Below are 12,945 nucleotides of genomic sequence, written 5' to 3' on the forward strand. Positions count from 1 at the left end.
ATGGATTTTTCCTGGCCAGAACCTCAACTCAAATTAAAAAATTCAATTGTCGAATTTGCTCAGCAACTCAATCAAGACGTTATTGAACGTGATAAACAGGGTGTATTTTCCAAAGAGCTGTGGATGAAATGCGCCGAATTTGGCATTCAGGGATTCGCGGTCCCAAAACAATATGGAGGTTCTTCTGAAGATATTGATATTCTTACAGCTACATTGGCTATGGAAGGTTTTGGTTATGGCTGTAAAGACAACGGGTTGGCTTTTGGATTGAACGCACAAATCTGGACCGTACAACTCCCTATTGTTCACTTTGGAACCCACTCTCAAAAAGAAAAGTTTTTACCCTTATTTACCTCCGGGAAAATTATTGGTGCCGAGGCTTTTACAGAAGCCGAAACAGGCTCTGATGTTTTTAATATGAAAACGACAGCTGAAAAATGTGATGGCGGATATGTTTTAAACGGACAAAAACGCCTGATTACTTTTGGGCCTGTTGCAGATGTAACACTTGTTTTGGCAAATACAAATCCAAAACTTGGAAAATGGGGGATCAGTGCTTTTTTGGTAGAAAAAGGAACAGAAGGTTTTACGGCAAGTCCGGTAAGAGCAAAAATGGGATTACGAACAGTACCTATTGGAGAATTGCATTTTGAAAACTGTTTTGTTCCGGAAGAGAACAGGCTGGGTAAAGAAGGAGCCGGATTCAGTATTTCCAATCACTCACTGGAATACGAACGTTGTTTTATTCTGGCAAGCCAGCTAGGCACCATGGAACGCCAACTGGAAATGGCCGTAAAATACGCACAAGAGCGTCAACAATTTGGAAAGCCCATAGAGAAATTTCAGTCGGTCTCTAACCGGATTGCAGAAATGAAATTACGATTGGAAACTGCTCGTTTGCTATTATACAAAGTAGCATGGTTAAAAAATGAGGGGAAATCTGCCATGATGGAAGCGGCGCTCTTAAAACTTTACTTAAGTGAAAGCTTTTTGGAATCAAGTTTAGATGCGATCAGAATACATGGGGGAAACGGGTATTTAACCGACTTTGGAATTGAACGCGATCTGAGAGATGCGGGAGGACTTTTATATGCCGGAACATCAGACATACAAAGAAACATTATTGCCAAGCTCATGGGGTTATAAAATTATCTATAGCAAAACACTATTCTAACTTTTATTTGATTCACTAAATGCGGTTTACCTTCAATATTTTCAAAAGCTTACAATCACTTGAACCTGAAACCTGAAACTTTTAACCTTTACACTGTGTAATGCATTATATTTTACCACATATCATTGAAGAATCCTCTAAAAAATATCCGAATAAAATTGCTTTTAGATACAAAGATCAAACCATTTCTTATCTTCAACTATACAGAAAATCCACTCAAGTTTCAAATGTATTATTACATTGGGGAGTAAAACGTGGCGATAGAGTGGGAATCTACCTGGATCGTTGCCTGGAAAACGCTGCTGCTATCTATGGAATTATGAGTGCCGGTGCAGCGTATGTCCCACTGGACCCTTTTGCTCCTGCCGAAAGAACCCGTTATCTATTGGAAGATTGTACTATTCAGTTTGTCATATCCAATCCCAATGTAGTTCGTCCATTACAAAATGTGCTTTCTGAAAAAACACAGGTTTCAGGAGTTATTGGATGTAAACCGAAGGAAATCGAAAAAACAATTTCCTGGGAGGAAGTCGGTCAAATGTCTGAGGTGAAAGAAGCCATTCCCATTTTAGATCAGGATTTGGCTTATATCATGTATACATCAGGAACCACTGGCAATCCTAAGGGCATTATGCATACACACCGCAGCGGATTGGAATATGCAAAACTTTCGGCCGATTTGTACAAAGTCAATAAAGATGATATCATAGGAAATCATGCTTCACTATACGTAGACATCTCTACATTTGGTTATTTTTCTGCTCCTCTGTCAGGAGCTACAACAGTAATCATTCCCGAAGCTCATACTAAAATGCCTGCCAGTCTTGCCCGATTGATAGAAAAAGAAAAGTTGACCATATGGTATTCTGTTCCTCTGGTTCTGATTCAATTGTTGCAAAACAAGCTCGTGAAAAAGGACAGTATGAGTTCATTACGATGGGTCCTGTACGGAGGTGAATCTTTTCCCACAAAACATATAATTGACCTAAAGAAACTATGGCCTCATGTCCGATTTAGCAATGTGTACGGACCTGCGGAAGTAAATCAATGTACCTATCATCACATAGAAAGTGTTCCAAAAATTGACGATCAAATTCCCATAGGAAAAGCATGGGGAAATACTGAACTATTGGTTGTTGACAAACAAGACAATGAGCTAACTTTTGGAAATACGGGAGAGCTGCTGGTAAGAACATCCACCATGATGAACGGTTATTGGCGCAGACCTGATTTAACTGCAAAGGCACTTTATAAAAAAGAAGAACCTCAGGTCTTGTTAAAACGTATTACCGGACAGGAGATATTGTAAAACTCCTCACAAGCGGAAATATGCTGTTTATAGGTAGGGCAGATCGGCAGGTGAAAATAAGAGGTTACAGGATAGAACTGAATGAAATTGAAACCATACTCATGAGATATCCTCACATCAAAGAGGCAGTTGCTTTTATCAATACCGACGATCAGGATCATACGTATATAGAAACGGTTATGACATCAGACAAGGATGCTGACCCGATAAATATTGATGAGATAAAACGTTTTTTAGTGACGTATTTACCAGCATATGCCATTCCTCAAAAAATAAATTTTGTGGATGCTATCTCCAGAACGGAAGCAGGAAAAGTAGATTACAAATCACTTATAGAAAAAGTGAAATAAAAGGTTAACACACATGAAAGAAATTATTGTAGCGTATATAGAAAATCAATTGTTAAGCAGTAACACAGAGATAAAAATCGGAGAAGAAGAGGATCTCTTAGGAAGCGGTTTGATAGATTCTATAGGGATGATGAAATTACTTGCGTTTATTGAAGAAGAGTTTCATTTCAAAGTGTCACCTGAAGATATGATCATTGAAAACTTTATGAATATCAGTGCTATTGTCAACTACATACAGAGCAAAAACTAATGATATAAATCACAAATTTACGTTTATCCCTGAGCTTTCATTTTGACCGATACCTGTTAGGTTTTTAAAAACCTGTGAGGTCTGAATGAAAAGGTATAAGTAATATGAAATACGAACCTTTGAAACCCAATAAATATTACCATATTTATAATCAAGGAAATAATGGAGAGGATATCTTTTTAGAAGCTATTAATTATGACTACTTTTTAAAATTATTAAAGAAACATATTTTACCGGTAGCTGATATATGGTCTTATTGTTTATTGAAAAATCATTTTCATTTTTTAGTTCAAATAAAAGAAGTAAATGAAGAAAAGAAAATATCAAAATCGTTTTCTAACTTCTTTAATTCGTATTCAAAATCAATCAACAAAAAATATAATAGATCCGGGAGTTTGTTTAGAGATCGATTTAAAAGAATAAAGATTGAAGATGAGATCTATTTGAAACGACTGATTATTTATATAAATTTAAACCCAATATATCATGGCTTTGTAAAGAACTTGGATGATTATAAATACGTTTCTTATTTAAGTTTGATTTCGGAGAAGGAAACTCTATTAAAAAGAAAAGAAGTGCTTTCTTTATTTGAAAATAAAGAAAATTTTAAACACCATATAATTGATAAACAAATTGAGTTTAACGAAAAACTAAAAGAACTGATTTTAGAATAAGCTCAAGACCTCACAGGTCTTAAAGACCTATGAGGTCTGAATTGATAAGTTATATTATGTCAGATAAAGTAACACCCAGAGGCGCTTACCCGCATGTAAAAGTTGTGGGTGATTTTATTTTTGTTTCCGGAACCAGTTCGCGACGCCCTGACAATACCATTGCCGGAGTAGAGATTATTGATGAGATGGGAACAAAACGATTGAGTATTAAACAGCAAACCAGAGCCGTATTGCAAAATATTGATCGGAATCTGCAGATTGTCGGAGCAGGTTTGAAAGATGTAGTGGAAGTATCTTCTTTTTTGGTAAATATGAATGATTTTGCTGCATACAACCAGGTGTATACTGAGTTTTTTGATGCGGAAACCGGTCCGGTCAGAACAACAGTTGCTGTTCACCAGTTGCCGCACCCGGATTTAGTGATAGAAATTAAGGTGATAGCCTATAAAAAATCAGGGAAATAAGTTTTTATCATTTTTATAAGAAAAATCTCTATGAGGATTATAAAACGAAGAAAAAATTAATGATGAGTATTTATGTAGCATGATGATGAATATCCAAAACTACATCAACGGCGAGTTTGTAGATCCGATTCAAAATAACCGGATAGATAATTACAATCCGGCTAACGGGCAGGTATATGGAAGCATTCCAAATTCAACAGAGGAAGATGTAGAGGAGGCATACAAAGTCGCCAATGCAGCTTTTCCCGATTGGTCTCAAACTACTTTGGAAACCAGAAATACCATTCTGTGCAACATAGCAAAAGAAATCAGGAAGAGGCTGACAACACTAGCTGAAATAGAAAGTAGGGATAATGGAAAACCTGTAAAACTTGCTAAAACAGTAGACATTCCCAGAGCAGCAGATAACTTTCGGTTTTTTGCAAATGCCATCACACAATTTGCTTCGGAAGCACATGAAAGTGTCGGATTGAATGCGATAAATTTTACACTCCGTCAGCCAATGGGTGTGGTTGGCTGTATTTCACCGTGGAATTTGCCCTTGTATTTATTTACATGGAAAATTGCTCCTGCCATTGCTGCGGGAAACTGTGTCGTTGCCAAACCAAGTGAAATCACTCCGGCAACAGCGCATATATTGGGAGAAATTTGTACTGAAGCAGGATTGCCTAAAGGCGTTTTGAATATCGTTCATGGGTTAGGGAGTACTACAGGGCAAGCCATTGTAGCACATCCAGATATAAAGGCAATTTCATTTACCGGAGGAACTGAAACCGGTGCTCATATTGCGAGCATTGCTGCACCGATGTTTAAAAAACTATCTTTGGAATTAGGCGGAAAAAACCCCAATATCATTTTTGCGGACTGTGATTATGAAAACATGCTAAAAACAACGGTACATTCATCTTTTACAAACCAGGGTCAGATATGTTTATGTGGAAGTCGAATTTTTGTAGAAACCACTATCTACGAGAAATTTAAAGCGGATTTTATTGAGATGGTATCTCATCTAAAAGTTGGAAACCCTTTTGATGAATCGACTGATATTGGAGCTGTAGTGTCTAAAGCACATTTGGAGAAAATAAAATTTTACACAGATAATGCAAAAAGCATGGGAGGAGAAGTATTGTACGGAGGAAAAAATGTAGTTGTAGCAGGTTTCGAAGGAGGGTATTATTTACAACCTACTGTTATAGAAGTTTCAGATAATCAATGTCCATTAAATCAAAAAGAAATTTTTGGCCCGGTAGTCACCGTCATACCTTTTCATACGGAAGAAGAGGTTTTAAAAATGGCAAATGATGTAAAGTATGGTTTATCATCGACCCTTTGGACTCAAAACATAAATAGAGCTATGAGATTTTCTCAACAATTGCATACGGGAATTGTCTGGGTTAATACCTGGATGCTACGAGATTTGAGAACCCCATTTGGAGGAATAAAGAACTCAGGTGTCGGCAGAGAAGGAGGTTTTGAAGCTTTACGCTTCTTTACAGAGCCTAAAAATATATGTATCAAGTATGACGAAAATCTTAAATAAGGAACTCGCTTACATCCAAAAAGTTTAAACGATTTCCATAAGAATGATCAATAATCGAAAAACGAATGCTTAGTGCTTTTAAATTCAATACCACATACTTCATTCTGTTATTCACTTTACTAAATTTGATCCAAATTTCTCTTACGGAATTGACAAGTGATGAAGCGTATTACTGGTTTTATTCATTAAATTTGGATTGGGGATATTATGATCACCCGCCTGTTACCGGGGTGCTTACTTATTTGGGAAGCTTGATATCAAATTCGGAATTTGGAGTCCGGTTATTTCATACGCTGATACTCTCTACAGGTTTGATTTTTATCTTTAAATTAATTCCTGAACGGCAAAGGGTTTTTGCAGGCATACTAATTTTAGCCCTGCCATTATTCAATTACGTTTCTTTTATACTATTTCCGGATACTGCATTGATTGGTATTTCGGCAGTTTTGATTTTCTCATACAATCAGTTTCTCATAAAAAACGATATAAAATCAGCCTTAATTCTCGGAAGTTTGTTCGGAATTGCCCTCCTGTGTAAGTACCATGCAATTCTGATTATTTTTTCCATCGTTCTCTCAAACTTAAGATTGCTGAAGAATACATTTTTTTATGTATCACTTCTTTTAGCATTCTTCATTTTTTTACCTCATTTTATCTGGCAATACCACCACGATTTTATCACATTCAAGTATCACTTAATAGGTAGGAATAGTTCGTTCAAAATTAATTATTTCTTTGAATACCTGGCTAGTCAGATAGGGATTATCGGAATAGGAATAGTAATTACTCCGTTTCTGTTTAAATCTTCCGATCAATTTGAAAAAAGCTTAAAATTCATTGTACTGGGTACTCTTTTCTTTTTTGCTTTAAGCAGTGTTAAAGGATATGTTCATTTGCATTGGACTTCCATTTCTCTGGTACCTATACTATTAATAGCATCCAAATTTTACTATTCCCAAAAAAGCAACTATTTATTAGGCTTTACGGTACTCCCTTTTGTTGGTATTATACTGTTTACCAGAATTTATTTCATGTTCAATTTTTTGTCCTTGAATAGCCTAAATGTAGACTATTATCACGGCAGACCTCTATGGGCCGAGGATATTGATAAAGTAGCAAAAGATCGGCCTGTTGTGTTTAATACCGGAAACAGTGGTTTAAGAGAATCTCCCATGTATTCTTTCTATTCCGGCAATTTTTCGGCTGCCCTGTTTCCGGGAGAACATAAGAAATCTCAATATCAAGTTTTGAATTATGAGGACAGTATTCAATCAACCGATATCATGCTTATCAATAATGACAAACAAAATTTCTCTTTAAAAACCCGAATGGGTAAAACCATCTACTATAAAGAGATAACAAACTTTACTTCTTTTGGTAATATTGCTATTACTTCGGAATATGAAGATACGATTTCGGAGCAAACCCCATTTAAAATAACAGCAATCATCCATAATCACAGGCAAGATTCGTTAACATTTTCTGACAAACACAAGATATATATTGAATTTGAAGATGTTCAAGGAGAAAAACACGAACATTTTTTTCGTTTAAAATCGATTGGATCCATAGCTCCAAATTTCAAAAAAGAGATTCCGTTAGATTTTAGCTCGGATCTTTTACCGGAATCCGAGTATACGTTTATTATAGGTTTTAGCGGGCATGATATTTCAAATTCCGTAAATACTAAAAGGTCAAAAATACGGATAACAAAAGCCAAACGATATTGAAATACATTTTAATTTATCCAATATGTTTAAGATAAAAGATGCTGTTTTCTTTTCTTCACATACAGAAGATATGGATTTGAATGTCATTTTCAACGTTATTAAAAATACATATTGGGGATATTTAAGAACCTATGAAGAACAAAAGATAGCATTGGAAAATTCCATTAATTTCGGGCTGTTTAAAGGCGGAAAATAAATTGCTTATTCAAGAGTGATGACAGATAAGGTTTTCTTCGCATATTTGTTAGATGTATTTGTCATAGAAGAAGAACAAGGTAATGGATATGGTAAAATATTGATAGAAAAGATTTTGAATTTTCCCGATTTGCAGCGTATAGATAAATGGATGTTAGCTACCAAAGATGCACATCCTTTATATGAAAAATTTGGATTTCAATATGTAAAAAGCTCGGAAAAATTAATGGAAAAAATGAATGATCGGGCAAAATTAATTTATGAATAATGATATAATATGAACCTAAACTTACAAAACAAAACGGCACTCGTTTGTGGAAGCACACAAGGAATAGGAAAGGCTACAGCTATTGCATTGGCAACAGAAGGTGTACAGATAACACTACTAGCCAGAAGTGAAGAGGCACTGAAAAAAGTGTTACAAGAATTACCCAATTCCGGAAGCCAACAACACGGATATTTGGTCGCGGATTTTTCTAATCCGGATAGTGTAAAAGCTATAGTTGCTACTAAAAACAAGTTTCATATTCTTGTAAATAATACGGGAGGGCCTAGGAGCGGATTCATTTCCGAAGCAAGCTTAGGGCAGTTTACAGATGCCTTTCAGATGCATGTTTTGGTAAATCAAATTTTAGCACAAGCCGTTATTCCTTTTATGAAATCCGAGGGGTTTGGCCGGATCATCAATATCATTTCAACTTCTGTAAAAGAACCCATTCCGGGTTTGGGAGTCAGTAATACCATTAGAAGTGCAGTAGCCAATTGGGCAAAAACCATGGCGGAAGAATTGGCTCCATTTGGAATTACAGTCAACAATATACTGCCGGGTTTTACAGATACTGCACGCTTAGATCAAATTATCAAGATAAAAGCAGAAAGATCAAATACTTCCATAGAAGAAATGACACAAATTATGAAAGAATATATACCGGCTAAACGTTTTGCAAAACCACAAGAAACGGCAAATGCTGTTACATTTTTGGCAAGTGAAGCTGCAAGTTATATTACGGGGATTAATTTACCTATTGATGGCGGGCGAACAAAATCTTTGTAGATAATTTGGGTTAAAGACCAGGGCAAACGCATTAAACTTTTATGAATATATCAGTAAAACTAATTTTTCATTAAAGAATTGACATTTAATAATGGATTTTATTCGTAATTTTTTAAACTTACCTTTAATGATTATTCATTTTTTTGAAAATAATTACAGGTTAACTTGGATCAAAAAATCATAAAGTATTGATTAAAAACATGTTAACTTTAATGCGTTTACCCTGGGTTAAAGACGTAAGATTTTTAGAGTCAGAACATTTTTGACTACCTTTAAAAAGTCTTTTTTTTGTATAAACGTCTAAAAGTCCAAATCAAATGAGCAAGTTGGTACAACCTTTAAATTTTAAAAAGTGGATAGATGAACATCGTCATTTGCTAAAACCACCCGTTGGAAACAAATGCGTTTGGGATGGTGGAGAATATATTGTGATGGTAGTCGGCGGACCCAACAGCAGAAAAGATTATCACTACAACGAGACTCCGGAATTCTTTTACCAGATTGAAGGCGATATGGTATTAAAGATTATTAATGATAAAGGAGAACAAGTTGATGTTGAGATCAATGAAGGTGATATTTATCTACTGCCCGCAAAAGTTCCTCATTCGCCACAAAGAAAAGCCAATACAGCGGGATTGGTGATTGAATATCCCAGGCCGGAAGGCGTAATGGATGCCTTGGAATGGTACTGTGAAAATTGTAATGAGCCATTGTACAGGGAAGAATTTGCGTTGAACAATATTGAAACTGACATGCCGGTTATTTTTAATCGATATTATTCTGATAGAAAAAAGTGTACTTGCTCCGTTTGTGGAACTATTATGCAAGCGCCTGGTAAATAATGAGTTGATGTGTTAATGTAAAAATGGAACAATCTGTTATGATTGAAGAAGCGAGAAGAAGTTTTGATCGACAAGGGTTTATGAAAACCCTGGGAGCTCAGATCGTTTCAATAGAAAAAGGAATGGTCAGAATTTCCTGTGAACGAAAAGAAAGTTTAACACAACAGCACGGGTTTTTTCATGCCGGGGTTATCACAAGTATTGCTGATGTGGCCTGTGGGTATGCTGCTTTAACGACTATGCCGAAAGGTTCGGACGTGTTGAGTGTAGAATTTAAAACCAATTTAATAAGGGCAGCCAAAGCAGATAAGATCATAGCAAGAGGGAAAGTAATTAAAACAGGAAGAACTTTGGTTTTTTGCGAAGCAAAAATAACTGACGAGAAAGAAGAAATTATTTTTGCAACTTTGCAGGGAACGATGATTTGTATACAATCAAAACCAATTGACCTATAAACATCTTAAAGTTTTCAACTTTTGGCAAAAAGAAAATTAAGAATCAATAGCCATTCACATTTGCTTCCTTATCCTGAGGAAATTCCAGCTTATATGAAAGACAAAGGAATTTTTTGGGTAGATAAGGATCGTAAATTCATGCTCCAGAAAGATTGGAAAAGACCTGTTACGGATTCCAGTTTCTTTTTAAATGAAAAATTGGAATGGATGGAGAAATTTAATATAGATCATGCAGTAGTTTTAAACCTTTCTCAATTGTACGGAAACGGATTACGAGTGGAAGAGATGAAACAGGCATTGCGTTTCCAAAACGACTTTAACGCGAGGGTTCAGCATGACAATCCGTCTAAATTTACCTGTGGGTTTGTCGTTCATCCGGGATTTGTAAGAGGTGCTTGTTGGGAAATAGAAAGATGTGTTGAGGTTTTGGGAATGCGATTGTTGTGTTTGCCAACGCACTATATGGATACTATTGGGACATGGCGATGTATTTTTGATGAAGAAAATGAACCTGTTTTTGAACTGGCAGATAAATATAATCTTGCCGTAGAAGTTCATCCTTACGATGGAGAGAAATTCATAAAATTACAAAATACCTCTTGGCGTTTTCATCTGATATGGATGCTGGCACAATGTGCGGATGCATATCATTTTTTTACATTAAATGGTTATTATGAAAAATATCCCAATATGCGTATTTGTTTTGCACATGGAGGACAGTTGGCACAGATGAATTTGGGGAGAAGGATCCAAGGGTTTGACGGAAGGCCGGATTTATTTGAAGGAAAGGAACACCCCAGAAAAGCAGTCGGGTATAGAAATATTTTTTTCGATACTTTGGTTCATGATACGGGTTCTTTGGAATTGTTGATTAAAAATCAGGGATCCGGACAAGTCATAATGGGTTTGGATGATCCGTATCCTTTAGGAGAAATGGAAAGCACACCACAATCATCGTACCCTGGAAAAATATTAGACCTTGCCGTGGAAAGACAAATTATTACTTCCCGGGAATACGATGAAATATGGAGCGATAATGTGTTACAATGGCTGTTCGGTGATGATGAAAAAAAGAAAAAAGAGCTAGTTACTAAGATTTTACAATAGATGAAAAAAGTTTAAATGAGTTCTACGTCAAGAAGCTAGTACTAAAGTTCTCAAAGTTAAAAGGTAGGCTTTTTACACTAACTCTAGGAGACCTTTGCAAAATAGGGATATATTCTGTATTGAAATTGATTTGGCAAAAAAGTTCGACGCCCGAAGGAAATTTTAAACCGGAGTAACCTATTATGAGGATTTAAAATTTTCGAGAAGGAAGAAATTTGAAGCCAAATCAATTCTGCAAAGGTCTCTCTAGTTTATTTTAGGTATTATGCCTATTAGACTTTAAAATTACTTAAAAAAGTTTGAGTGTATAACTCATAACTTGTTATTGATTTGATAAGTTGTGGTGTTAATTGTTTGACCATCTGTGTAATTTTCTCCTGTAAGGTTTCAACATTTTTGAATAGTTTCATTGCCACTTTATACTGTTTTAACTTTGACAATACTGGGTTTTGAACAGTTATTTCATCTAATTTGATTCAAAATTCAGTAGAATTAATAAAAAAATCATATTTATCAACACTATTTCAAACTAGAGCCTTTACACTTTTCAACTTTCTAACTCATAACTTTCAAACTTTTCAGTTAAAATGAATACCTATTTTTTACAATCTTTTAATACCTGTTCGGCTCTTTCTAACCCCCATTTTGGGTAGAACTTTTCAGTAACCGTTTCTTTTTTAAAAAGTGCAATTGCTTTTTCAACATCTTTGCAATAGGGTTCAGTGGATTTACCAAAGAATTTTGCCCCGCCCATATCCCATTCGGCTTTGCTTAGAATAACTCTGGGGTTTTCAGGTGCTATTTGGATCGCTTTTGTATAGATTTCAACATTTTTCCCGGATAATGTCATTCCGTATTTTTGACCGTCAAAAGCAATATAAGCCGTATTTGCCAATGCTTGAATGATCATAATTTCCGGATTATTGGGAGAAATCTTTGCAGCTTCATCTAAAAATAACCTGGCTTTATCTATTTTCGCTTTTAATACACTTTCATCTTTGACTCCGAATGCACTGAGTACCTGTATATATCCGGCATAGAAAGGAGGTAACCAATTATCTTTTTCGGCTTTGGAAATGCGTTCAAAAAGATTGGACACTTCTGTTAGTTTCCCTTCTTTCCATAGCTCAAAAGCTCTAGTCATTCCTTTTTCATACTGAGTTTGTGCAGTAGTGCTTAAGACAAATAAAAATAATACTCCGACGGATAAAAATAAGTTTTTCATAATGTGTTGGTTTTTAATAAATTAGTTTATATTTTTTAAACTCATTTTGTTTTTAAATCTTTTAATTCATTAAATACTAATAATAGCATTCTTTACAATGCCCCCAAAAACACAATTGGGCGTGGTGACAGATAATCAATATAAATATTACTTTATTTGTATTTTTAACGTACGATCTTCTTTTAGTTCAAACTTTGCTTTTTTGTATTTCGGCGGCCCCATAAACCCTCTTATATTGTTAGAAGTTCCCGTAGGTTCTTTTGGAATTCCAAAGAAATTAACATCTAATTTTCCATTTTCATTTTTATCATGAAATGCTGATATGGCATATTCACCGGGAGGAATATCCTCCAGGGCAGCTGTAGCCTTTTTGTCTTTTATCTCAACAATTGTGCTTTTGATGAATTTTTTTAAAAAATCGGTTTCATTGTCATAAAGAGCCACATAAATGAATCCCTTGTCAGATTTCATTCCATGGAATTCAATAGTAATACTATGTATCTCTTGCGCTGAAGAGTTAAAAGCTGTTGTTATTATCAGTATTGCTATTAAAATTATTTTTCTCATACTAAAGAT

Annotated in this window: 17 protein-coding genes; 14 read left to right on the forward strand and 3 right to left on the reverse strand. The window is 35.3% G+C overall.

The window, feature by feature from the left end:
- The 14 genes from GKR88_20425 (at position 1) to GKR88_20490 (ending at position 11,144) form a co-directional block, all read left to right on the forward strand.
- Complete coding sequence (locus GKR88_20425; GenBank protein QMU66419.1) at positions 1-1,146, forward strand: acyl-CoA dehydrogenase; 1,146 nt, start codon at positions 1-3, stop codon at positions 1,144-1,146.
- 128 nt (positions 1,147-1,274) lie between these two features.
- Positions 1,275-2,483: an AMP-binding protein gene (locus GKR88_20430; GenBank protein ID QMU66420.1), complete on the forward strand. Its 1,209-nt coding sequence runs from the start codon at positions 1,275-1,277 to the stop codon at positions 2,481-2,483.
- 20 nt (positions 2,484-2,503) lie between these two features.
- Positions 2,504-2,833: a hypothetical protein gene (locus tag GKR88_20435; GenBank protein ID QMU66796.1), complete on the forward strand. Its 330-nt coding sequence runs from the start codon at positions 2,504-2,506 to the stop codon at positions 2,831-2,833.
- A gap of 13 nt (positions 2,834-2,846) precedes the next feature.
- Positions 2,847-3,083 (forward strand): phosphopantetheine-binding protein, encoded by a 237-nt coding sequence (locus GKR88_20440; protein ID QMU66421.1) that lies wholly within the window; start codon positions 2,847-2,849, stop codon positions 3,081-3,083.
- 104 nt (positions 3,084-3,187) lie between these two features.
- Entirely contained in the window at positions 3,188-3,757 is a 570-nt protein-coding gene (locus tag GKR88_20445; protein QMU66422.1) for a transposase, read from the forward strand.
- A gap of 56 nt (positions 3,758-3,813) precedes the next feature.
- Complete coding sequence (locus GKR88_20450; GenBank protein ID QMU66423.1) at positions 3,814-4,221, forward strand: RidA family protein; 408 nt, start codon at positions 3,814-3,816, stop codon at positions 4,219-4,221.
- A gap of 85 nt (positions 4,222-4,306) precedes the next feature.
- Positions 4,307-5,761: an aldehyde dehydrogenase family protein gene (locus tag GKR88_20455; GenBank protein ID QMU66797.1), complete on the forward strand. Its 1,455-nt coding sequence runs from the start codon at positions 4,307-4,309 to the stop codon at positions 5,759-5,761.
- Between the two features lie 65 nt (positions 5,762-5,826).
- Positions 5,827-7,491: a hypothetical protein gene (locus tag GKR88_20460; GenBank protein QMU66424.1), complete on the forward strand. Its 1,665-nt coding sequence runs from the start codon at positions 5,827-5,829 to the stop codon at positions 7,489-7,491.
- A gap of 22 nt (positions 7,492-7,513) precedes the next feature.
- Positions 7,514-7,687, forward strand: a complete 174-nt coding sequence (locus tag GKR88_20465; GenBank protein ID QMU66425.1) for a hypothetical protein — start codon at positions 7,514-7,516, stop codon at positions 7,685-7,687.
- An 18-nt stretch (positions 7,688-7,705) separates the two neighbouring features.
- On the forward strand, positions 7,706-7,954 hold the full coding sequence (locus tag GKR88_20470) for a GNAT family N-acetyltransferase (GenBank protein ID QMU66426.1): 249 nt from the start codon (positions 7,706-7,708) through the stop codon (positions 7,952-7,954).
- A gap of 9 nt (positions 7,955-7,963) precedes the next feature.
- Positions 7,964-8,740, forward strand: coding sequence for an SDR family oxidoreductase (locus GKR88_20475; GenBank protein ID QMU66427.1), 777 nt, complete (start codon positions 7,964-7,966; stop codon positions 8,738-8,740).
- A gap of 317 nt (positions 8,741-9,057) precedes the next feature.
- Positions 9,058-9,582, forward strand: a complete 525-nt coding sequence (locus tag GKR88_20480; protein ID QMU66428.1) for a 3-hydroxyanthranilate 3,4-dioxygenase — start codon at positions 9,058-9,060, stop codon at positions 9,580-9,582.
- A 38-nt stretch (positions 9,583-9,620) separates the two neighbouring features.
- On the forward strand, positions 9,621-10,037 hold the full coding sequence (locus GKR88_20485; GenBank protein ID QMU66798.1) for a hotdog fold thioesterase: 417 nt from the start codon (positions 9,621-9,623) through the stop codon (positions 10,035-10,037).
- Between the two features lie 21 nt (positions 10,038-10,058).
- A complete protein-coding gene (locus tag GKR88_20490) occupies positions 10,059-11,144 on the forward strand; it encodes an amidohydrolase family protein (GenBank protein ID QMU66429.1) in 1,086 nt (361 codons plus the stop codon).
- A gap of 272 nt (positions 11,145-11,416) precedes the next feature.
- Here the strand turns inward: GKR88_20490 and GKR88_20495 are convergent, their stop codons facing one another.
- The 3 genes from GKR88_20495 to GKR88_20505 form a co-directional block, all read right to left on the reverse strand.
- Positions 11,417-11,554, reverse strand: a complete 138-nt coding sequence (locus tag GKR88_20495) for a hypothetical protein (GenBank protein ID QMU66430.1) — start codon at positions 11,552-11,554, stop codon at positions 11,417-11,419.
- A 185-nt stretch (positions 11,555-11,739) separates the two neighbouring features.
- The gene (locus GKR88_20500; protein QMU66431.1) at positions 11,740-12,369 is read right to left on the reverse strand and encodes a hypothetical protein; all 630 of its coding nucleotides are present in this window, start codon (positions 12,367-12,369) and stop codon (positions 11,740-11,742) included.
- 147 nt (positions 12,370-12,516) lie between these two features.
- A complete protein-coding gene (locus GKR88_20505; GenBank protein ID QMU66432.1) occupies positions 12,517-12,936 on the reverse strand; it encodes a DUF2141 domain-containing protein in 420 nt (139 codons plus the stop codon).
- Positions 12,937-12,945 lie beyond the last annotated feature (9 nt).

The sequence above is a fragment of the Flavobacteriaceae bacterium genome (genome assembly GCA_014075215.1).
Taxonomy (GTDB): Bacteria; Bacteroidota; Bacteroidia; order Flavobacteriales; family Flavobacteriaceae; genus Polaribacter.